Source organism: Paenibacillus sp. JT22N15 (genome assembly GCF_059383755.1).
Window position 1 is genome coordinate 484464 of record NZ_JBXENV010000001.1, and the last position, 21137, is coordinate 505600.

General features: G+C 49.4%; 20 protein-coding genes and 1 tRNA gene. 6 read left to right on the forward strand and 15 right to left on the reverse strand.

The window, feature by feature from the left end; genetic code table 11:
* Nucleotides 1-166: 166 nt before the first annotated feature.
* From AC50X8_RS02135 to AC50X8_RS02165, 7 genes are all read right to left on the reverse strand, one after another.
* Nucleotides 167-1009: a YitT family protein gene (locus AC50X8_RS02135; RefSeq protein ID WP_056030091.1), complete on the reverse strand. Its 843-nt coding sequence runs from the start codon at nucleotides 1007-1009 to the stop codon at nucleotides 167-169.
* Complete coding sequence (locus AC50X8_RS02140; protein WP_494878384.1) at nucleotides 1006-2475, reverse strand: NAD-dependent malic enzyme; 1470 nt, start codon at nucleotides 2473-2475, stop codon at nucleotides 1006-1008. The genes AC50X8_RS02135 and AC50X8_RS02140 overlap by 4 nt, the downstream gene beginning before the upstream one ends.
* 76 nt (nucleotides 2476-2551) lie before the next feature.
* A complete protein-coding gene (locus AC50X8_RS02145) occupies nucleotides 2552-3955 on the reverse strand; it encodes an amino acid permease (RefSeq protein ID WP_056030097.1) in 1404 nt (467 codons plus the stop codon).
* A 1-nt stretch (nucleotide 3956) separates the two neighbouring features.
* A complete protein-coding gene (gene aspA, locus AC50X8_RS02150; protein WP_494878386.1) occupies nucleotides 3957-5387 on the reverse strand; it encodes an aspartate ammonia-lyase in 1431 nt (476 codons plus the stop codon).
* Nucleotides 5388-5435: 48 nt separating this feature from the next.
* Nucleotides 5436-6881 carry an aldehyde dehydrogenase family protein gene (locus tag AC50X8_RS02155; protein ID WP_494858003.1) on the reverse strand — a complete coding sequence of 482 codons (1446 nt, stop codon included), beginning with the start codon at nucleotides 6879-6881 and terminating at the stop codon, nucleotides 5436-5438.
* Nucleotides 6882-6926: 45 nt separating this feature from the next.
* The gene (locus tag AC50X8_RS02160; RefSeq protein WP_494878388.1) at nucleotides 6927-7967 is read right to left on the reverse strand and encodes a homoserine dehydrogenase; all 1041 of its coding nucleotides are present in this window, start codon (nucleotides 7965-7967) and stop codon (nucleotides 6927-6929) included.
* 12 nt (nucleotides 7968-7979) lie between these two features.
* Entirely contained in the window at nucleotides 7980-9203 is a 1224-nt protein-coding gene (locus AC50X8_RS02165; protein ID WP_494878390.1) for a cystathionine gamma-synthase family protein, read from the reverse strand.
* Nucleotides 9204-9538: 335 nt separating this feature from the next.
* On the opposite strand from AC50X8_RS02165, the gene AC50X8_RS02170 reads away from it, so the two are divergent.
* The 3 genes from AC50X8_RS02170 (at nucleotide 9539) to AC50X8_RS02180 (ending at nucleotide 11830) form a co-directional block, all read left to right on the forward strand.
* The gene (locus AC50X8_RS02170; protein ID WP_056030109.1) at nucleotides 9539-10186 is read left to right on the forward strand and encodes a GntR family transcriptional regulator; all 648 of its coding nucleotides are present in this window, start codon (nucleotides 9539-9541) and stop codon (nucleotides 10184-10186) included.
* Nucleotides 10187-10438: 252 nt separating this feature from the next.
* Nucleotides 10439-11314, forward strand: coding sequence for a LysR family transcriptional regulator (locus tag AC50X8_RS02175; protein WP_056030112.1), 876 nt, complete (start codon nucleotides 10439-10441; stop codon nucleotides 11312-11314).
* Between the two features lie 54 nt (nucleotides 11315-11368).
* On the forward strand, nucleotides 11369-11830 hold the full coding sequence (locus AC50X8_RS02180) for an Lrp/AsnC family transcriptional regulator (RefSeq protein WP_056030116.1): 462 nt from the start codon (nucleotides 11369-11371) through the stop codon (nucleotides 11828-11830).
* A 6-nt stretch (nucleotides 11831-11836) separates the two neighbouring features.
* Here AC50X8_RS02180 and AC50X8_RS02185 read toward each other — a convergent pair whose 3' ends face one another.
* A complete protein-coding gene (locus AC50X8_RS02185) occupies nucleotides 11837-13048 on the reverse strand; it encodes an MFS transporter (RefSeq protein ID WP_494878392.1) in 1212 nt (403 codons plus the stop codon).
* A 377-nt stretch (nucleotides 13049-13425) separates the two neighbouring features.
* Here AC50X8_RS02185 and AC50X8_RS02190 point away from each other — a divergent pair, with 377 nt between their 5' ends.
* Nucleotides 13426-14160, forward strand: a complete 735-nt coding sequence (locus tag AC50X8_RS02190; protein WP_494878394.1) for an EcsC family protein — start codon at nucleotides 13426-13428, stop codon at nucleotides 14158-14160.
* A gap of 208 nt (nucleotides 14161-14368) precedes the next feature.
* Here the strand turns inward: AC50X8_RS02190 and AC50X8_RS02195 are convergent, their stop codons facing one another.
* The 6 genes from AC50X8_RS02195 to AC50X8_RS02220 form a co-directional block, all read right to left on the reverse strand.
* Entirely contained in the window at nucleotides 14369-14575 is a 207-nt protein-coding gene (locus AC50X8_RS02195; RefSeq protein ID WP_056030125.1) for a helix-turn-helix domain-containing protein, read from the reverse strand.
* 10 nt (nucleotides 14576-14585) lie between these two features.
* Nucleotides 14586-15068: a DUF2975 domain-containing protein gene (locus AC50X8_RS02200; RefSeq protein ID WP_056030128.1), complete on the reverse strand. Its 483-nt coding sequence runs from the start codon at nucleotides 15066-15068 to the stop codon at nucleotides 14586-14588.
* A 176-nt stretch (nucleotides 15069-15244) separates the two neighbouring features.
* Nucleotides 15245-15712, reverse strand: a complete 468-nt coding sequence (locus tag AC50X8_RS02205; RefSeq protein WP_056030131.1) for a DMT family transporter — start codon at nucleotides 15710-15712, stop codon at nucleotides 15245-15247.
* Nucleotides 15712-16437 carry a Crp/Fnr family transcriptional regulator gene (locus tag AC50X8_RS02210; RefSeq protein ID WP_056030134.1) on the reverse strand — a complete coding sequence of 242 codons (726 nt, stop codon included), beginning with the start codon at nucleotides 16435-16437 and terminating at the stop codon, nucleotides 15712-15714. The genes AC50X8_RS02205 and AC50X8_RS02210 overlap by 1 nt, the downstream gene beginning before the upstream one ends.
* A 37-nt stretch (nucleotides 16438-16474) precedes the next feature.
* Nucleotides 16475-16900: a DMT family transporter gene (locus AC50X8_RS02215; RefSeq protein ID WP_494857986.1), complete on the reverse strand. Its 426-nt coding sequence runs from the start codon at nucleotides 16898-16900 to the stop codon at nucleotides 16475-16477.
* A 119-nt stretch (nucleotides 16901-17019) separates the two neighbouring features.
* Entirely contained in the window at nucleotides 17020-18204 is a 1185-nt protein-coding gene (locus tag AC50X8_RS02220; protein ID WP_494878398.1) for an NAD(P)/FAD-dependent oxidoreductase, read from the reverse strand.
* Between the two features lie 228 nt (nucleotides 18205-18432).
* Between AC50X8_RS02220 and AC50X8_RS02225 the strand changes: the two genes are divergently transcribed.
* Together AC50X8_RS02225 and AC50X8_RS02230 are read left to right on the forward strand one after the other, a co-directional pair.
* Nucleotides 18433-18503 (forward strand) — tRNA-Ala (locus tag AC50X8_RS02225).
* 77 nt (nucleotides 18504-18580) lie between these two features.
* On the forward strand, nucleotides 18581-18724 hold the full coding sequence (locus AC50X8_RS02230; protein ID WP_155972772.1) for a hypothetical protein: 144 nt from the start codon (nucleotides 18581-18583) through the stop codon (nucleotides 18722-18724).
* A 93-nt stretch (nucleotides 18725-18817) separates the two neighbouring features.
* On the opposite strand, the gene AC50X8_RS02235 is transcribed toward AC50X8_RS02230, so the two are convergent.
* Nucleotides 18818-21136 carry an ABC transporter permease gene (locus AC50X8_RS02235; protein ID WP_494857983.1) on the reverse strand — a complete coding sequence of 773 codons (2319 nt, stop codon included), beginning with the start codon at nucleotides 21134-21136 and terminating at the stop codon, nucleotides 18818-18820.
* Nucleotide 21137: the final 1 nt, after the last annotated feature.

A 21137-nucleotide genomic window follows, 5' to 3' on the forward strand; every position in this document is an offset into this window, starting at 1 on the left:
GCTTCCTCCTTCAATTGGATGCCCTCATTGTACGCCTTCCTCACTTATTTGTATAATTGAATAAAATCATATTCTTATTCAATTATACCGAATAAGATGGTTGGCTATTTATACAAGGAGCTGTTCAGCAGCAATTTGAAGGAAATAAGGCCTAGGCCTACAGCGCTCACTCTTTTTCCCGCAGCGAGTTGAACCCCTCTCCGAACACTTCGACGACGTCGTGAACGGTAACAAAGGCGTAGCGGTCCGTATCGTGGACCAGCTTTTTGAGCCGGCCTACTTCGGAGCGGCTGACGACGCAGTAAATAATTTTTTTCTCGGCATCGCTGTAACCGCCTTTCCCGTGGAAAAACGTCGTGCCTCGCTGCATTTCCGTGTGGATGCGGGCTGATATTTGATCGGCATGGCTCGTAATGATGATCGCCGCTTTGCCTCTTCCCGAGCCTTCCATGACGTAGTCAAGCACCCGCGTGCCCACGAAAACGGCCACAATCGTATACATCGCCCGTTCCCGATCCAAATAAATAAGCGACAGCACAATAGTGGCGCAGTCGAACATAAAAACGCTTCTTCCGACAGGCCATCCCCAATACTTTTTGAGCACCTGCGCCAAAATGTCCGTTCCGCCGCTTGTCCCGCCATACCGGAAAACAAGGCCCAACCCGACGCCGACCGTCACGCCGGCATACAAGGAAGCCAGCAGCAGATCGCTCATAACAAAATGAAAGTCCCGAAAGATGTATACAAAAAACGAGAACATCAACGTTGCAAAAACGGTATAAGCCAAAGAACGCCCTCCGAGCGCCTTCCAGCCAACAAAAAAAAGCGGGAGGTTAAGCAAAAAATTGGTTACCCCTGCATCCCAGCCAAACATATATTTCAGCAATAAGCTGGCTCCGGTAATACCACCCTCGGCCAGCCCGTTAGCTGCATTGAAATAGTTGATGCCAAAGCCCATAATCGCCGAGCCGACGAGGATGGCAGCACCATTTTTCAAATGCTCGTTCATGCAAATTCTTCCTGGAGCCGCGCTTCGGCCGCCTCGTTCGTGGTCTCTTGGCTGAGGCTCCGGCGCGCTACGCCCGACTGGTAGGCTGCGGCAATGACGGCTTCCCGCACTTTTTCCACAACATGTTGGTTAAATACGCTTGGAATAATGTAGGACTCATTCAGCTCCTCTTCCGTAACGACGGAAGCGATCGCGCTTGCCGCGGCCAGCTTCATCTCCTCCGTAATTCGCGAGGCGCGGCAGTCGAGGACGCCGCGGAACAAGCCCGGGAAGCAAAGCACGTTGTTGATCTGATTCGGGTAATCCGACCTTCCGGTCGCCATCACGCGGACGTACGGCTCCGCTTCTTCCGGCGGAATTTCCGGCGTCGGATTCGCCATGGCGAAAACGATCGGATCGCTGGCCATATTTTGTACATCGTCCACACGGAGCACCTTAGGCCCGGACAGTCCGATGAATATATCGGCGCCGCGGATTACCTCGCTCAAAGCGCCGCTTCGGCCTTCGGGATTCGTATGCTCGGCAAACCATTGCCATGCAGGATTGTCATAGTTTTGCCCCCGCACGATAGCACCTTGCCGATCCACGCCGATAAGGTTGGTTACCCCGGCGGCCAGCAGCATTTTGGTGCAGGCGATGCCCGCCGCTCCGATGCCGCATACGACTACCTTGCAGCGGCCTAGCTCTTTTTTCACCACTTTGACGGCGTTCAGCAATCCTGCTAGCAGGACGACCGCCGTCCCATGCTGGTCATCATGGAAAACGGGGATATCCAGTTCCTCGATCAACCGATTCTCGATTTCAAAACAGCGCGGCGACGAAATATCCTCCAGATTGATGCCGCCGAAAGTCGGCGCGAGCGCTTTGACAATTTGAATAATTTCTTCGGTGCTCTGCGTATTCAGGCAAATGGGAAACGCATCCACACCGGCCAATTGCTTAAACAGCATCGCTTTGCCTTCCATAACCGGCATCGCCGCCTCCGGCCCGATATTGCCGAGTCCGAGCACCGCAGAGCCGTCGGAAACGACCGCAACCGTGTTGCGCTTGATCGTCAGCGAATGCGCTTTTCTCGGGTCCTCGTGGATTGCCATGCAGACTCGCGCCACGCCCGGCGTATAAACGCGCGACAAATCCTCGCGGTTTTTGATCGGCATTTTCGGCACCATTTCGATTTTCCCGCCGAGATGGATCAGAAAGGTTTGGTCGGAAACATGCAAAACTTTGATGCCTGCCAATTTTTTGACAGCGCTTACAATAGAGTCGGAATGCTTATGATCGCTCACGTGAACCGTAATATCCCGAATCGTCGTCGCTTTGCCGGATTTCGCGACATCGATCGCAATAACATCCCCGCCGGCATCGCCGATCGCTGTCGCGATCTGCCCGAACGTCACCACATCCTTGGCGATTTCCAGCCTAATAATAATACTTGTGCCTCCACTTACACTCGCCTTTACCGTCATTTCCGATCACTCCCAGTCCACAAATTGCCGCTGCTGGAATCGGCCGCGTTCCAACCGATCCAAAGAGCTGCTCCATTTATTGCGCAGGCGGCGTCGCCGCTGATTTTTTGTTTTTCAAATAATAAATAAGGTAACACATGACGACGAAAGGAACTCCGCAATACAAAGCGATGCGCTGAGCAGGATCGAAATACAATCCTATGCAGGACGTCAGACAGAGCAGAAACGCCGCAATGGGCACATAAGGGTACAGCGGAGTCCGATATTTCAAATCCTGAAGCCTGCCGCCCTCCCTAAGAAACTGCCTGCGGAACATAAATTGCGAAGCGACGATGCCCATCCATACGGCTACGACGGCGAACCCGGAGATGGCGATCAGAACGACGTAGACGGTATCAGGAGCAATCACACTGGAGAGCAGGGATAGGCAGGAAACCAGCATGCTGATGATCAGCGCATTCAACGGTACGCCACTCGATGTCACTTTCCCAAGCCACGGGCTGATCATTTTTTCCTGGGAAAGCGCCCAAAGCATCCGCGTCGAAGCATACAGTCCCGAATTGCCCACCGACAGCAAAGCGGTCAAAATGACAAAGTTCATAATGTCAGCCGCATACGGAATGCCGATCTTGTCAAATACGAGAACGAATGGACTTTCGATAACTCCCGCTTCCTTCCACGGGATAAGCCCGGCCAGCACGATAATCGCGCCGACGAAGAAGATCATCGTCCGCCAAACGACTGTGCGGATGGAGCGCGGAATGCTGACGTCCGGATTTTCCGTCTCCCCTGCGGTCACGCCGATCAGCTCGGTGCCGGAGAAAGCGAAATTGACGGATATCATGACGAATAATACCGGCAGGAAGCCGTTTGGAAATAACCCGCCCTGATTCAACAGGTTAGAGAACATCGGCGCCGAGGCGTTGCCTTCCATCGGAATGAGCCCAAACATGGCCGCTCCGCCAAGCCCAATGAAAAGGATAATAACAATGACCTTAAAGCCGGCAACCCAAAACTCGGATTCTGCAAAAAATTTCACGGATAAAGCATTTAAAGCAAACAGTAAAACGGCGAATATCGCGCTCCAAATCCAAACCGAGATATCAGGGAACCAGCGCTGCATCAGCAGACCCGCCGCCGTAAACTCCGATCCGACCGTCACGACCCACGTCAGCCAATAAAGCCAGCCGATAGTAAAACCCGTAGCAGGCCCGATAAATTTGGTCGCATAAGCCGGGAATGAACCCGTAACCGGCATCGCCACGCTCAATTCGCCCAGACAAAGCATCACTAAATACATAATCAGCGCACCGACCAGGTAAGCGAGCACGGCCCCTCCCGGCCCGGCCAGATTCAGCGTATAGCCTGTGCTTAGAAAAAGTCCAGTTCCGATGACGCCGCCAAGTGAAATCATGAAAATATGCCGGCTTTTCATCGATCTTTTCAATGTGTGCTGCTCGTTCTCGCCAATTTTGCTCATCCTATTTCGCTCCCTTGTCGAAGTTTTCGAGATACTCAAGGCCCGCAATTCCAGGGGTTGTCATTTCAAAGGGATTTAATATAACATCTAGCTCTTCGGGGGTCAAAAGATTTCTTTCCAGACATATTTCCTTGATCGTTTGTCCGGAATGAAGCGCTTCCTTTACTAGCCTGGCAGCGGTTTCATAACCGAGATGAGGATTCAGCGCCGTCATGACGCCGAAGCTTCGTTCCACGTGCAATCTGCAGGTTTCCTCATTCGCCTGAATCCCTTCCACGGCCTCGCGCAGGAAAACGTTGAGCCCGTTGCGCAGGATGAGTAAGGATTGGAGCAAATTATGGGCCAAGACCGGCCCCATCACATTCAGCTCAAGCTGGCCCGCTTCAGCAGCCAAGCAAATCGTATGATCGTTGCCGATCACCTGAAAGGCGATCTGGTTGACCATTTCCGCCATGACCGGATTAACCTTGCCCGGCATAATCGACGATCCGGGCTGCTTGGGAGGGAATTGAATCTCTCCCAGTCCGGCTCGAGGTCCCGAAGCCATAATCCTGAGGTCATTGCAAATTTTAGACAGATTTACCGCCATAATTTTAAGCGCCGCAGAGAGCGCCGTAAAGGCGTCCGTATTTTGAGTAGCGTCCACCAAATCATCCGCCGCGGTTAAAGGAAGTCCTGTCTGCTCAATCAAATTCCGCACGGCCAGCTCGCTGTACTTCAGATTGGCGTTGAGCCCCGTGCCAACGGCTGTCGCGCCCAGATTAACCGTCAGCAATCCGGCTGCCGCCGCGGTAATTCTTGCAAGGTCCCTGCCGATTACGCGGGAATAGGCGCCGAACTCTTGTCCCATCCGGATCGGAACCGCATCCTGCAAATGGGTGCGTCCCATTTTCAGAACATCGTCAAACTCCTCCGCTTTCCGCGCAAACCCCGCTTCGAGAGCCGCAACAGCGGCCAGCAGCGGTTCGGCGAGCCGGTAAGCGGCGATACGGATCGCCGTCGGAACCGTATCGTTCGTCGATTGGGACATGTTGACGTGATTGTTCGGCGAGCAGTGGAAGTAATCGCCTTTCCGCTTGCCGAGCCACTCCAGCGCCCGGTTGGCCAGCACTTCGTTCATATTCATATTGATGGAAGTACCCGCACCGCCCTGGATGGCATCGACGATAAAATGCGCCGACAGCTTGCCCGCAGCCGCCTCCTCCGCAGCCTGCACAATCGCGGAACCGATCGTTTTCGGCAGCATGCCGGTTTCCATATTGGCCAATGCCGAGGCCTTCTTGATCTCGGCCAAAGCCGTCATCAAATGCGGGCTAACCGGGGTTCCGGTAACCGGGAAATTTTCGGTGGCCCGCAGCGTCTGAATGCCGTAGTAGGCTTCGGCGGGTACCGCCTTTTCACCGAGAAAATCATGTTCGATACGCACTGACATGTGGATCTCTCCCCGAAGTCATCTTGGTGGAATACAAGTTCGTTTCATTTATTTCGACATCTGAAAGCAGACCACTTTTGGCTCGGTCATCTCGTGAAGCGCGAAGGCAACGCCCTCCCGGCCAAGTCCGGAGCCTTTAACGCCACCGAAAGGCATGGCGTCAATGCGGTAATCCGAGCTGTCGTTGACCATCACGCCGCCAACGTCAAGCTTGTGAACGGCGGTAAAGGCATGCTCCAGATTTGCCGTGAAAATTCCTGCCTGCAGCCCGAAATCGACGCTGTTGGATTCGCGTATTGCCGTATCCAAATCAGGCACGCTGAAAATCGTCACGACGGGACCGAACACTTCCTCTTTCACGACTTTGCACGTCTTCGGAACGTTGGCCATAACCGTCGGCTCCACGAATGCACCGCGGCGCTGGCCGCCGCACAGCAGTTCTCCGCCCTGCTCTACCGCTTCCCGAATCCAGCTCTCCACGCGCTTCGCTTCTCTTTCGTTGATCATCGGGCCCATGTCCGTGTCCTCTTCCAACTTGCTGCCCATGCGGTACAGCTTCGTTCTGGCGACGAATTGGGCGACAAAGGATGCGTACATCGCCTCCTGCACGTAAATGCGCTGCACGCCCAGGCAATTTTGGCCCGCCGCCCAGAATGCGCCGGATACGGTCGCTTCGACCGCGTCGCTAATATTCGCGTCGTTCAATACGATAGCCGGGGAGTTGGAGCCGAGCTCCATGCCCATTTTTTTTAGTCCGCCCTTTTGCATGATCGCTTTGCCTGTCGTCAGCCCCCCGGTAAACGAAATCATTCTGACATCGGGATGCGTCACCAGAGCATCGCCGATTTCGCTGGCATTGCCCGTTACGACCGATAAAATTTTGGCAGGCAGACCCGCCTGATCAAAAGCTTCCGCCAGCATCAGCGCGCTAAGCGGAGTCGCAGGCGCAGGCTTTACAATAATCGCGTTGCCTGCGGCGATTGCCGGGCCGACCTTGTGCGCAACCAGGTTCAGCGGATCGTTGAAGGGCGTAATCGCCCCGATGATGCCAATCGGAAAACGGTAGTAGTAGCCGAAACGTTTTTCACTGCCCGGCATCTGGTCGAATGCGATCGTCTCGCCATGCAGCCGTCTGGCCTCCTCCGCGCTGATGCGCAGCGTCTCCACGCATCTTCTGACTTCCTTCCGCGCTTCTTTGATCGTTTTGCTGCCTTCGCGGGCAATCGTCTTCGCGTAGTCTTCCTTATGCGCGTCCACCCAGTCGGCTGCGCGGTTCAGAATGGCGATCCGCTCATGCGTCGGCAGCTCCGAGCTCAGCCGGAACCCTTCCTTCGCCTGTTCGATGGCATACAGCATGTCCGCCGTCGAGGCAGCGGGCACGGTCGCGATCAGGCTATCGTCCTGCGGATCGCGGACTTCCATCAAGTTCTCGCGCAGCACCCATTGTCCGGCCAAATACATCTTGCTTTTCTTTTCCATAGTTTCCATAGTCATTGTTTACACCTCATCCTGGTTGTTTAATTTCTATGATTGCAGAAGCTACAGTTGATTGCGGTGAATGTTGATCAGATCAATCAAAATCGAAAAGCCTGTTTCCTTGCGTCCGGCTCCGGCGCCCATCAGCGTGATCGGCCCGGCCAAATCGCAATCGTACGTAACGGCATTCAATGCGCCGCCGACGCCCGCCAGCGGATCGCTGAGCGGAATCGCCTCCGGCCCTACCTTGGCGATGACCTCCTCGCCGTCGCGCCAGCAGCGTGCGATCAGCTTCCAGCGCTTGCCTTCCTGTTTGGCGCGCTCCATATCTTCCCGGGTCAGCTTGCTGATCCCTTCGCAGGCAACGTCCTCCCTTTCCAGAGGCACATTCATCACGATATTGCTCAAAATCGTAATCTTGTACTGCGCGTCATAGCCTTCGACATCGCTGGTCGGGTCCGCTTCCGCATAGCCTAGTCCTTGCGCCTCGGCAAGCGCGTCCGCATAGCTCATGCCCTCTTCCATCCGGGTCAGCATATAATTAGTCGTCCCGTTCAAAATGCCCTTGATCTCGTTGATCCGATTGCCCGAAAGCGCGGTGATTGGCATGCGGAGCGCAGGCGTTCCGCTCATGACCGTTCCTTCGTACCCCCAGCGAACGCCGTTTCTGCGAGCAAGCTCCGACAGCTCCTGATAAGCAAGCGCGACCGGGCCTTTATTGCTCATCACGACATTTTTCTTGCATTTGAATGCGGCGCGGCAGTGATCGATCGCCGGCTGGCCCGTCTTCACATCGGTAAAAGTCAGCTCTACAATCGCATCGGCATTCGTTTCCTGAATCGTCTTGAAACTGTCCCAGCCGCGGTTTAGCCCCGGCTCTTCGGGGTAGGCGTCGAGCCTGCCCGTTTCTTTTACAGCCCGCAGCGCTTCTACGATATTCAAGCCGTCCGGATGATACAAAGAGCCTTTCATCATGTCCGAGATCGCGACAATTTTCGCCTGAAACCCGGTATCGCTGTGTAATGCCTTGCTTTTCTCTTCCAATATTTCCGCCAATCCCTGGCCTACGACACCAAAGCCAAGCAGTGCAATTTTGAGTTCCATATCGATCTCTCCTTATAGGTTATGGATGCTTAAAGGCATCTGCGATTCTACATAGGCTAGCGCTTGCGACAAGTCGGCGATCAAATCCTCCGTATCCTCGATGCCGACAGAGATGCGCAGCAGGCCTTCGGAAATGCCCAGCGCCTGGCGCTCTTCCAGCGTGCATTCGACATGGCTGGTCGTTCTCGCCGGTCCGTAAATCGTTTCAACGGCGCCAAGATTGCCTGCCCGGTTCGCATACTGGAGCCGCGGCAGCAGCAGCTTGATCGTTTCCATTTCCCCTTTGAGCACAACGCTCAAAATGCCGCCAAAGCCGTTCATCTGCTTTTTTGCAATATCATGATGCGGATGTGTCTCCAGACCAGGATAGTTGACGGACTCGACAAGCGGATGTTTTTGCAAAAAGCGGGCGATCTCCATGGCGCTTTGCGCCTGCTGGCGGACGCGGAGCTTAAGCGTTTTCATCCCCCGCAAAATCAGATAAGCCGCCCACGGATCGAGGTTCGCCCCGTGAATTTCCCGGTAGTGGTACACCTTCTCCATCAAAGCTGCGGACCCGCACACGACGCCTCCGAGCACATCGGCATGGCCGCTTAAAAATTTGGTGGCACTGTGAATGACGAGATCGACGCCGAGCTTCAGCGGATTTTGATTGATCGGCGTTGCGAACGTATTATCGACCATCACCAGCGCGCCGACGGCTTTCGCCGCTTTGGCCAAACGTTCGATATCGGTAATTTTCAGCGTCGGATTCGTCGGCGACTCCAGGTAAAGCACGCTGCAGCCCTTGGCAATCTCGCGCTCGATCTCCTCATGATCACCGGTATTGCACAGCACTGTTTCTATATGAATTTGCGGCAAAAATTCCGTGAAAATTTTGTTCGTTCCGCCGTAGGTGTCCTTGACGGAGACGACGCGGTCGCCAGGCCGCAAAAACGTATAAAGCGCGCTGCTGATCGCCGCCATGCCGGATGAAAAAGCGATAGCCTCTTCCGCCTCTTCCAGAAGCCGCACCTTTTCTTCCATCGCCCGGACGGTCGGGTTCGACATCCGGTTGTAGGTATATCCCGGTTTGTTCCCCAGCGCCACTTCCTGCCATTCGTCAACGTCGCTATAGTCGTAAGCTACGCTGAGCACGACGGGAACCTGAGTGGATCCGAATACTCGGAAATCCTTCTCCCCGCCCCATACCGCTTTTGTGCCTATTCGCGCATTGTTATCGATGTGTTCACGCATTGCTCTCTCACCCTTTGCTATTGTTCATAGATTCGAGGAAACTTCACTTGTTCCTTAATAAATTGTATATTGTATACAATATATGGCGCAATTGCTCCTTTTGACAACGGCATGATTGCCTCCTTGATCAATTTGTATTTTGTATACAATATACAATATCCTTGTTTATGTTTCTGATCATATCATGCATTCTTTTGAAAATCAACAAATTTATGAAGCGCTTTCAAAAGGGCCTCGCCGCTTGATCAAACCCTATGACAATGGTACTATGAATCATAGATTTCCCTGCAGATACTGGAAACCGCATTTTTCATTCGTCCTAAAGGAGCGCTACAATGACCATCAAAAAGTACCAGTCTTTAAAAGATCATGTGTACAATTATATAGCAGAAAAAATTCAAAACGGCTCTTTGCTGCCTAATCAGAAATTGAACGAAGCCTCCATTTGCCAAACGCTGGGGGTCAGCCGTACCCCTGTCCGGGAAGCATTGATTCAGCTGGCCTCGGAAAATTTGCTGGAAAACTTGCCCCGCCGAGGCTTCATCGTCAAAGAGCTGGATACGAAAAAGAAGCTGGATGTTTTTCAGGTCGTCGGGGTGCTGGATGCGCTTGCCGCCACTTTATCCGTTTCACATTTAGACGAAGACGATATCGCAACGATGGAGCGGCTGGTTGAAAAAATCGACTTGGCGATCCAGCAGCAAAACTATACCGATTACCAGCATTGGCAGAACGATTTCCATAATGTTTACTTATTGAAATGCAACAACAGCACCTTAACTGAAATATTGAAATCGCTGCAAAACAGCTTTATCCGGCAAATTTACTTAAGCGAGGACAAGCAGCGGCTGTTTTCGGTATTGTCGCAAATGAATGAGGAGCATAAGCAGATTATTCAGCTTTTCAAAGAAAGAGATTCTGCAAAGCTGGACGAGTTTATTAAAACCGTGCATTGGAAAATTGATTACCTCGATATGATATAAACGGCTAAAACCAGTAGACGAGACGCTTGTCCGTGTACTGGTTTTTTCGTTTTCCTTCGGGCTGCGGGTCGCAGTACCGTTTTAGCCCTTTACGCTGGCGATTCGCGAGGAAGATGTTTTCATCATGCTCGTCATCAATTGGATGTCCCTATTGTACGCCTCCCCGTTTATTTATATAATTGAATAAAATAATAACCTAATTCAGTTTTACCGAATGAGATTATTAGCTATTTATATAAGGAGCTGTTCAGCATGGATTTGAAGGAATTAACGACGTTTCAAACGATTGTTCAAGAAGGAAACTTTTCTAAAGCCGCCCTCAAGCTGCATTATGCCCAGTCTACCGTCACTAATCAGGTTCAGCGGCTGGAGAAAGCGCTTGGCATTCAGCTGTTCAAACGGGGCTGGGATGCCGAGCTTACGGCCTCCGGGCAATTGTTCGCCGCCGAGGTAGACAAGCTAATTGGACATTGGCATTATGTAGCGGAGCAGGCGAAGGCTTTGCAGGAAGAAGAAATCGGGACGGTCAGCGTAGGCGCGTTAGAATCGCTCGCAAAGCAGGTACTGCCTGCTTCACTCCGGCGCTTCCAGGCGCAAAAGCCTCGTGTTTCCTGCCATTTTGTTATAGGCAATACCGACACGCTGTCGCGTGCAGTGCTGCAAGGCGGGCTCGACTTTGCCATTTGCGGGGAGCCTGCTGATTCGACTTCCTTTCGCTTTGAGCCCTTGTTCGAGGAAAAAATCGCCTTTGTTGCAGCGAATGACCATCCCCTAGCGAAAAGGGACGGCATAGATTTTGCTGAGCTGCTTGCTTATCCTTTGCTAATTGGGGGAAGTACATGCCTTTATTATTTGCGATTATCCAAGCAGTTTTCACGCTATGACGAATCCCCCCTCCTGCATACGGTCAGCCAAATTTCTGCAATTCCAGCATTTATCCAGCAGACAGCCGCTATAGGCGTTGTTCTTGCTTCGACAGAGCTGGCGCCAAATCTGGTTGCCCTTGATGTAAAGCTCAAGGATGCCTCCATTCCCATCGGCTTGCTGCAGCTGCGCAATGAGAGTTATGCGGCGACCTCCAAGCATCAATTGATGCAATATATCAAAGAGGAGCTGTCACTTGCTTAAAGTAAGCTTATAGGTTTATGATAGTCATACAAATGGCTAAAGGAGGCATTTTTCGTGGATCATGTGGACAAACAAATTTTATTCCATTTGCAAAATCAAGCGAGAATTTCCATGACGGACCTTGGCAAAAGTGTGGGCCTGTCCCAACCGGCTGTAACGGAAAGAGTCAGACGGCTGGAGGAAAAAGGCGTTATCGAGGAATACCGCACGATCATTTCCCCAGAAAAAATCGGCAAGCCCTCCATCGCCTATATGCTGTTTCAAACGCGGGATTGCCATGCCTTTCTTGATTTTGTCCATACCTCTCCCGATGTCATGGAGTGCCACCGCATCAGCGGCCAGCACAATTACTTATTGAAAGTGATGACCGACTCTACCCGATCCCTTGAAGAATTCGGCAATCAATGCGATAAATATGGGACGTATACGATTTTGATCGTCATGTCGTCCCCCATTGATCATAAGCTTCTAATCCCTGTTCTTGCGGAAGCACAGTACCTCACGGATTTAGGCTGATGCTACTCAGCCTCTATTCGAACGGAAACCATGCTCCTTGGCAAGCCAGGCGATGAGCAGAGCGATGATTACCAGCAAGGAAAGTACCCATGGGAAAGAAATAACACCCAGCGTTTCAAGCAAAAGCGCACCGATTAATCCACCCCCGCCAATCGCCAAATTCCAGGCCGTCACCAGCATGGATTGCGCCACATCTGCATGATCGCCAGCGGCTTCGGCCACCGCTGTCTGCAGCAGCGTCGCTGCCCCGCCAAATGTCAGCCCCCACAATGCAATGGCTATATAAATGATCATCGACTCGCTGCTGCCTATTCCCAGCAGAATAGAGGCGACGGCGAAACCCGCGAGGCTTATTAAAACCATAGTCCGCAGCATGCGGTCAATCAACAGGCCAATAAGTATGATGCCCGCAACCGATGCCATTCCAAAAACTAGTAAAACAACATCAACGCGCTCCACAAGCCCGACCATAGCCAAATAGGGCGCTATATACGTATAAAGAATGTTATGTGCAAGCATCCAAGCCAGAACGACGGCTAAAACGGGCCTTACTCCCGGAATTGTCATTACGTTGTAGAGGGAACGTTTCTTGGCAGAAGGTTGTCCTGCAAAGTCGGGCATCTTCCACATCATCCACAAGATGAGCAGCATAGCAAGCAGCGACATGATTCCAAAAACAAACCGCCAGCCCGCAAATACACCAAGAAAAGTACCCGCCGGAACTCCCAGTGCAAGCGCAATTGGCGCCCCAAGCATCGCTACCGCCATGGCGCGGCCCTTCAGAGCATCAGGCACCATGCGGCGAGCATAGCCAGCTGACATGCCCCATAATATGCCAGAGCTTACACCCGCCATAAAACGGGCAATCAAGGTCAGCCCATAACTGGAGGAAAACGCCGTTACGCTGTTGAACAGCAAAAAGCCGAACATACATAGCAGAAGCAGAGGCCGTCTACGCCAATTGTTTGTAGCCGCGGTCAAAGGAATGGCTGTCAATAATGTTCCCAGCGCGTACGCGGTGACCAGTTGGCCGGCAAGCGACTCTGAAATATGGAGTCCCCGTCCGATTTGCGGCAGCAAACCTGCGGGAATCGTCTCGGTCAGAATACAAATAAATCCTGCCATAGCAAGCGCTAATAATGCGGCCCATGGCAAACGATCAGTAGCTGGGGTACTCGCTGCCGCTCGGCGGGCAGAAGTAAGTTGATGCTTGTTCAATGTAAAAACACTCCCTTAATAATAGGTTCACTCGTCAGCAAAGCCATCCATCGTTTTGCTGATTTAAGTTTACATATTTAAGAGCTTGATTTACATGCAATGAACAAGGCATACTTGTTATTTTTCAAAGGAATTGCATTTAATTGCCCTTCTCTGCCGTTAATTTAAAAGCGTATCCTCATCCAGCTCTTAATAAAATCGCCGTAATGCCCATTAATGCAAATTTTGCTGGAGCTAGGCGAAATCAAGGAGAAGCTTGTGCTTAGAATTCAACGCGCCCACGACTTTGGTCGGGTGCCGCCACCTGCCGCAGTCTGTTCCCAATCGCGGCGTTCTCCGATACAATATAGCCACATATGTTGGAGGAGCGATTGAAAATGGATTACGAACAGAAAGTGCACAACGAAATTGCCGCTTGGGAGCGCCAGTTGTTCAAGCCGCCCGGTTGGTTGGAGAGAACATCGAAGACGATTGGCAAGCGAATCAACGACTTGATTCCACCCAAGGTGCACAACGTCATGACGGCCACCATAAAATCCATCGTGCGGACAGCGCTGTTCGGTGCGGAATATACGCCTCAGCGACCGGTGCAGCGGACTCTTTCTCTAGAACATGCCGATCAAGAAGCGCAACGCTTGTTTTCCTTATACCAAAAAATCGCGACTGCCGAAGGCGCAGGCACTGGGGCGGGCGGCATTGTGCTTAACGTCGTGGACTTCCCTGCGTTAATCGCAATTAAGATGAAATTTTTGTTTGAATTGGCTCATAACTACGGGTATGACACGAGGGATTTTTCCGAGCGCGTTTTCATTCTTAAGGTGTTCCAAATGGCGTTCTCCGGTCCCGAACAGCGCGCCAAGCTGCTGGTCTCGATTAAGTGTTGGGATATTGAAAAGGAGCAGTGCTTCACGGATACCGATTACTCCAAAAACATGGACTGGGAGACGTTCCAGAAGGAATACCGCGACTCCATCGACTTTCGAAAAATGCTGCAGATGGTGCCGGGGATTGGAGCGGTGGCAGGCGCTTGGGCGAATTATACCATTCTCGAGGAGCTAGGCGAAGCCGCCATGAACGCCTATCGGTTGCGCAGATTGAGCGAGGGCCAATAAAGCATGTTGATTGATTGTCAGCATCGCAGCCAAGCCATTTGACTGGCTGCAATGCTGCTCCTTGATTGTTCAACTCATGTGTCTCGCTAGAGAAGTGGGGCTGTATTACACTATTCCAATATATCGACTATATCGATGTAGCCTTCTGCTGCATTCACGCGAATTCGCTGCCCATCCTTTATGAATTTGGTAGCATTTTCGCCCCCTACTAATCGCTTTTATATTCTAAAATATCGCCAGGCTGACATTCTAAAGCTTTACAAATGGCCTCTAAAGTCGATATCCGAATCGCTTTTGCCTTTCCATTTTTCAGGATAGAAAGGTTAGCCATCGTTATTCCAACCCTCTCCGAAAGCTCTGTTACGCTCATTTTCCTCTTCGCCAGCATTACATCAATATTAATGATTATCGCCATTTCATTCACCTCAGACCGTCAAATCATTTTCTGATTTTATATCAATAGCCTCTTGCAAAAGCCTCTGGAGAACTGCAGCAAACACAGCAATCACCAATGAGGCAAAAATGATGACCAGTCCGATTCCCATGAAGCCTGGGGGATCAACTTTCTGCGCGATCAGATAGAAGAATGGCATGCCTGCCACATACAGGCAGCTGATTAGGATTGCACAAAATTTTATGTTCTTTAAAACACGTACAGATAATTCCGAGAAAGCTTTATTGTGGTCAATATAGCTTAAAAGTTTTAAAGCTTGAAACAGTGCAAAGTAAAAAGGGATCGCTGCTGCATATAAATCGATGAAAAAGAGATATTTCAAATAAGCATGATCTGGATATGACTCTGCTATAAAATTCGCAATTTCTGGCACCAAAAATACGCATAAAGCAAGAACTGGAATGCCCATAAAAATAACCGCTGCCTTTAAAAAGAGTGTTGTTCCTCGTTCCATAAAAAGCCCCTCGCTTAGCATTAAATTTAATTCGACTCTAACATAATATTTATCGTTTTACAATAAAAATTCCATCCTATTTAATATACTTTTGTTGTTTTAAAGGATTCCATTTTCAAACTAAAAAGAGCATTCCTCTTTGCAGAGAAACGCTCTTTCAATCCTATTGCAGGAGGCTAAGCCGCCTCCGTCACTTTCTGACGTTCACGCTTACCACCAAATTTCAATACAAAAATGCCGCCGATAATGACCAATACGCCCAGAAGCTTGTTGACCGAAAACGGAACCTGCTCCAGCCCCATCCAGCCAAGCGAATCCCATAATAGGGCAAATAAAACCTCCGACGTCATGACAATGGCAATCGCGATCGTCGGGCTAAGCCGCTTCATCGCCTGCACGAGGCTCATAACTACACCTACCCCGATCAAACCGCTGAACCAAAACCATGGCTGCATCCCCTGCCAAGCAAACAGCTGCTTCCCTTCCAAAATAAAGCCAATCGTGAGCGAGGCTAGAAACCCGAGCCCCAATACGAGTGTCGTCGTCGCCCACGTCCCTGCCCGCTCATTTACCTTGCTGTTAAAAATCGCCTGTATGCTGACGAGCGCGCCCGCCATTAGCGAAAACAATATGCCTGTCATCATTAGCCCTGCTCTCCCTTCTGATCCGTTAAAGTATAATTGTGATGATTGGCCCGTTTGCTTAACGCTTCCTTATTTTTAATGACAATCCATTGCTTCGTTCGCTCGACGAGGCCTTCCTCGCAAAACTGCCGAATGACCCGGTTCAGGTGCCGATAGCTTGTGCCAATCAAATTAGCGACATCCTTCAAATTGTCTGTGCTGAGCTCCCCTTTAAATTGCTCATCGGATTCGTCGTAGGAAACCGACAGCAAATAGCTCGCCAGACGTACATCCACAGGCTGCATGACATTCAAGCTCATGGAATTGGATTTAAAATAAAACTTCCGCGTAATTTTCTCCAATAAAAATCGCAGCAGCGGCGCATAATCCCTTCCATGCTTATCCAGCCAGCGATGCTGAACCCCAATCATTATTACGGGAGATACAGCCTCCACTGTATTGAGAAACTCCGTGCCGCGAATATATTCCACATCGCCAATGACCTCAAGGGGCGTCTTAAAGGAAATAATGAGCGTCTTTCCCTCCGGCGAGTTCGTATATACTTTAATTTTCCCCTTCACGAGCACAAACATATGCTGGGGCGTCTCTCCTTGGCCGCAAATGAGCTCCTCCTGTTCAAAGCTGTACAAGTTCAAATAAGGAAGCAGCGGCTCATTGAACACCGCCTCCAGCTGATGCAGCTGCAAATATTGACCCAGCAGCTCGCGATCTTTAATTTCAATCATTTCCCCACTTCTTTCATGGCTTAGTTCGCCTTCGGAATCAGCCCTTTAATAAAAACACGCCGCTAATCATCATGCCAATGCCAATCAATTGCGACACCGTTATCCTTTGCTTCTTCAAGCCGAAAAAGCCATTCGTCTCTATTATAACCGTCATGCCTAGCTGGGCAATCAGCAGCATCGATACCATGAGCGTGACGCCGATCTGTTGAATAGCTGTTACATTGCTGAAAATAATAATAGCTGCAAAAGAGCCGCCTGCCAAATAGATAGGCTTCACCTGCTGAAATTCCCGCCATTTTCCGGCACCTACGCTCATCAATATAATGAAAGCCACGATAAAGCCAGTAAATTGGGTAAGTGTTGCGGCCTGCCACGTTCCGATGCTTCCGCTTATTCGGGTATTGGCTATTCCCTGCAGCGTAATACATGCCCCTCCTAATATTGCAAACAAGATCCCTTTCATGAGTGCTCTCCCCGTCCTCTTCGTTTCCTTAATTAAACGGCAGAACACCGCATATTGGAAAGGACATATGTCCTGAGCAAGAAAAAGAGCAGCTTTATGAAAGGATACATGTGCTTGACTTACTTAATGGAGCTGGCTATATTCCATGTAAATTGTTTAATTCGATACGCCATTTTACCAGTAATCATGATATCCATTCCCCATTTGTGCACCCATGTTAATCCTTTTTCCGGCCCTAGTCCGATGCTGAAGCTATCCATATAGCCGGTATGCCGAGGAGCAGTTCTTCCTTCAAGATCAGCTGCTATCACTTTGCCAAGCCTTACCGCTTGCGGAATAGCCTCCTTGCAGGTCATCCCATCTGAACGGCCCGTATCCGGATCGATTACTTTCGCACAATCTCCTATGCTGTATATGCCGCTGGCAGCCTTAACCCGATAGCTTGCATCAATGTTTACAAACCCGTCCTCTGTTGTCGGCAAGCCCAGCTGTCTTAAAACTGGGTTTGGCATAAGGCCTAATGTCCAAACGCATAAGCCAACAGGCAGTTCTTCTCCACTGGCCAAAAGCAAGCGCCCGCCTGCCTCTGACAGCACTCGGCTTCCATGAACGACTGCTACTCCGTTATTCGTTAACAGCTGCTCCAGTTTCGAGGCCACTTTGCCTGGTCCATTCAAAAATAATCTTTCGTGTGCATTAAACAAGCGAATGTGTACTTGATGCGGATTTAATCCCAGCTGCTCCGCATCTGCCCGCACATAATGGGCTAATTCAGCGGCCGTTTCAATGCCGCTTATGCCAGCTCCCGCTACAGCAATCGTCATAAGGCACTCTCGTTCGGCCGGATTGGCTTCAATTGCGGCCCGCTGTAAATTAGCACGCCATGCTGTCCGAATGTTCACCGCATGTTCCAGCGTAGCAAGCGGAAATCCGCCTTTTTCCTCGTCGAGCTGGCGGATGATACTGCCAATAGCTACTACAAGCACATCGTAGCTTAGCTGCTGCTCCTCCCCATTTGCATTCCGCAGCAGCAGTTGTTTCTCTACCTTCTTAATTTCAGTAACCGTTGCCTCAACAAGCTCAACACCTTCAGGAAACATTTGGGCAAGTGGTATACAAATATTTTCGTCTGTTACCGCTGGCTTAAATAGGATAACCTTACGCAAGTGATAGCTATTTTTGTCAATTAATACGAATCGGATAGACTGGCTTCTTTTAACGTTAATTAAATTTTTGCGCAACTCCTTCATCGCATGAATACCCGCATATCCCGCTCCAATGACGACACAGGTCAACGTTTCCATTACAACCACTCCCTTTATGTTCGTTTGCTTATTTGCATGTATAACGACAAGGGAGTTTTTTTTGTGACACAGATCCGTTTTGTAGGTCTGGGCTTTTTTGCTATATTTTTATTTCCAACTACCTTGCGCGGAGTGACTGTTCTATGTATAATAATAAAAGTGTCACTCGGGGCCTTAGCTCAGCTGGTAGCATGTTATGCTGGCAGTAATGGGGTCAAAATTGCAAACGGGGCTATAGTTTAGGGGGAAAATAGGTCGCTGGCAGCGATCAGTCCGCGGTTCGATTCCGCGTAGCTCCATATATCTTAAACACAAACGGCAGAAATGCCGTTTTTTTTGCGTTTATTTTGTTCTATTCATGAAAGAAGGGAAAAAAATGAATAAAGAGACAGCCGAAAAAAAGCTGTTCTATTTGGACGGCATTAGGGGACTTGCAGCATTGGCCGTAGTAATTTCGCACTGCGTTAAATGGATGACCGCAACAAAGATTAGGACATCCCATGATGGATTTACGATGTAGACGAAACCAATCCCATAGGCTCCATACAAAAAACGTCACCACATATCGCGGTGGCGTTTTTTTGAATGGAATGCTAACAGCGCACCCGCTGCACTATTCGATACTTTTCAAAGATTCAATCATATTGATTCGTGACACTTTTCTTCGAAGCAGCAAGCTCGAAAGAATCGTGAGCCCGAATGCAAGAATAACAGATTTCAGCATGACGAACAAACTTATTTGATCCGGGATTTGCTGATGAGTGCTGGAAAGCCCCATGACAACGAGGTCATACATATAGCCACTGATTGGTAACGCTACAAGTACCGCAAAGGCGGTGAGGATGATGTTTTCAAAGAAAATTAATCGGTTTATTTTATGCTTGGGATAGCCTAATACCTTTAGGGTGGCCATCTCACGGTTTCGTTCATAAATGTTTATGGAAGATATCGTATAAATGGCGCCAAAAGAAAGAACGACGGCACTAATGATAAACATGATAAACATAAAACTATTTTGCTTCAAAATAAATTCAGCCGATTTCTTAAGATCATTTTTATCTTCAAATGCATCTACCTGCTGAGTTTGTTCAAAAAATTGGCGAATGCTTGTAAGGCTCGTGGAGCTGGTTTCCACTAATAGCGAGGTTGGCTTGTAGGCGATGCCAAGGCTCTCGAGATAAGCTGTCGTGCAATAAAAGGAAGGATTTGCATACTGGTTGGTTATTTTTACAACCTTCATATCGACTGTTTTATTGGCAAACGCTGACTCGGTGAGCTTGAGTTGAATGGTATCGCCTTCCGCAATCTTATAGTGGTCGGCATACGATTTGGGTACCAGCACACCATTGTCTTCCAAAGCGATTCGATTGTCATCTTCATCGAAGAAAGTAATGAGATTGTTTTCTTTTTCCGTTACCACTAACGTAGCATTTTCGTTATCGCCCTTTATGAATTTTACTGGAAAGGTGGATAGACCATAACTGCTTTTAACGCTGGAGGGCAGTTGCAAAGTATCCAGGGCTGCTCCTTTCTTGAAATCGACTTTTAAATCATAGGTATTCACCTCAGCAACCTGGTCAGCTACCTTTTGCAAGGAAGTTTGAGTACCGAAAGCAGTAATCAATAAAACCGTGCTCACCACTACACCAATGGAGCTCGCTAACGCTTTTTGTTTATTTAAAAATATATTTCTTAAAATGAGCTTGTAGCTGTAGGGAATACGACCCCAAATCCTCGGAATTCGTTCGATGAGCAGCTTTTTCATTTTTAGGGGCGGTTTTGGGCGCATTGCCTGGGCTGCACATTCTCGAAGTATGGCTTTGCTGCTCAAATAACTGGCCAGCATTCCAAATGCACTCGAAAACAGGATAGGTGGAATTACAGAGAAGAAGGAAAGCGAGAATGTAATGTCAGGCAGCGAGTAGGAATTTGCATTTGACGCCCTTACTAATGGAATAAATACATTAGCGGCAATGACGCAACCAAGAATGGAGCCTATGATCCCTACCAGTATCGGGTATCCCATATAATGAAGCATGATGTTTCTGTTTTTTATACCTAATGCCTTCATGATACCTACTTGGTTTCGTTGAGAATCAATAATTCGCGACATAGTGAGGAATAGGATAATCGCTTCAATTATAAAGAGAACCAACGGAATAACACTGCTCATCAATTGATTGTTTTTGATCGTTTGTTGGAGTTGAGAATAATTGAATGATCGCTCTTTACTCATATGTTCGACATAGGAGAGAGACTTGGATTTTGCTTCAATGGCTTGACCCAACCGGTCAATGTTGAAGCCTTCTTCAGCATCAACCAAGATCTCATTATAGTACAAGCTGTCTGTGAGTCGTAGTATTCCCGCTTCAGCCACATACGCAAATCCATTTGCTTTATGATCTTGGATTTCGTTCTTTTTGGCATATTCCACGTTCTCGCCCAAGCCGCTAATGGTGAATGTCACATTTTTGTCCTTCACATTTAAATTTAGCTGCTCTCCGATTCGGTACTGATGCTCTTTAGCATAATGGGAATCTAGCAAGATTTCATTGTTATGCGACGGAATCCTGCCCTCAATCATCAAAGGTGTATTGATTTTATTGTTTACAGGGATAGAATGGACCTTTAAGGTCGCTTTCGTATTTTCAAAAGCTTGCGTCGCATTGAAGCTGTACCGTCCTTCGATTTTGTTTATACCTTGGATTTTGCTTAATTCCGCCAAGTCCTGACTTGTAATGTGGTTGTAATAGACATTCAGGTCGCTTAAATTATGCTCTTTAAAATAAGCCTTCGTGTAATGATTAAGATTATCGCTTAACGTGATCAGTCCCGCATAGAAAAAAGCGCCCACTGCAATTACCAACACAAAGGCGAAAAATTGCCCGATCGATTGTTTGATGTCCCTTAATGACTTTTTAAATAACTTCATC

Coding starts and splice junctions, on each gene's coding strand:
- aspA (WP_494878386.1), bottom strand. CDS start 5,387: ATGTCAGTGCGTATCGAACATGATTTTCTCGGTGAAAAGGCGGTACCC.
- AC50X8_RS02175 (WP_056030112.1), top strand. CDS start 10,439: ATGGATTTGAAGGAATTAACGACGTTTCAAACGATTGTTCAAGAAGGA.
- AC50X8_RS02165 (WP_494878390.1), bottom strand. CDS start 9,203: ATGCGTGAACACATCGATAACAATGCGCGAATAGGCACAAAAGCGGTA.
- AC50X8_RS02215 (WP_494857986.1), bottom strand. CDS start 16,900: ATGAAAGGGATCTTGTTTGCAATATTAGGAGGGGCATGTATTACGCTG.
- AC50X8_RS02210 (WP_056030134.1), bottom strand. CDS start 16,437: ATGATTGAAATTAAAGATCGCGAGCTGCTGGGTCAATATTTGCAGCTG.
- AC50X8_RS02155 (WP_494858003.1), bottom strand. CDS start 6,881: ATGACTATGGAAACTATGGAAAAGAAAAGCAAGATGTATTTGGCCGGA.
- AC50X8_RS02235 (WP_494857983.1), bottom strand. CDS start 21,136: ATGAAGTTATTTAAAAAGTCATTAAGGGACATCAAACAATCGATCGGG.
- AC50X8_RS02195 (WP_056030125.1), bottom strand. CDS start 14,575: ATGGCGATAATCATTAATATTGATGTAATGCTGGCGAAGAGGAAAATG.
- AC50X8_RS02140 (WP_494878384.1), bottom strand. CDS start 2,475: ATGACGGTAAAGGCGAGTGTAAGTGGAGGCACAAGTATTATTATTAGG.
- AC50X8_RS02170 (WP_056030109.1), top strand. CDS start 9,539: ATGACCATCAAAAAGTACCAGTCTTTAAAAGATCATGTGTACAATTAT.
- AC50X8_RS02220 (WP_494878398.1), bottom strand. CDS start 18,204: ATGGAAACGTTGACCTGTGTCGTCATTGGAGCGGGATATGCGGGTATT.
- AC50X8_RS02160 (WP_494878388.1), bottom strand. CDS start 7,967: ATGGAACTCAAAATTGCACTGCTTGGCTTTGGTGTCGTAGGCCAGGGA.
- AC50X8_RS02200 (WP_056030128.1), bottom strand. CDS start 15,068: ATGGAACGAGGAACAACACTCTTTTTAAAGGCAGCGGTTATTTTTATG.
- AC50X8_RS02230 (WP_155972772.1), top strand. CDS start 18,581: ATGAATAAAGAGACAGCCGAAAAAAAGCTGTTCTATTTGGACGGCATT.
- AC50X8_RS02190 (WP_494878394.1), top strand. CDS start 13,426: ATGGATTACGAACAGAAAGTGCACAACGAAATTGCCGCTTGGGAGCGC.
- AC50X8_RS02145 (WP_056030097.1), bottom strand. CDS start 3,955: ATGAGCAAAATTGGCGAGAACGAGCAGCACACATTGAAAAGATCGATG.
- AC50X8_RS02205 (WP_056030131.1), bottom strand. CDS start 15,712: ATGATGACAGGCATATTGTTTTCGCTAATGGCGGGCGCGCTCGTCAGC.
- AC50X8_RS02135 (WP_056030091.1), bottom strand. CDS start 1,009: ATGAACGAGCATTTGAAAAATGGTGCTGCCATCCTCGTCGGCTCGGCG.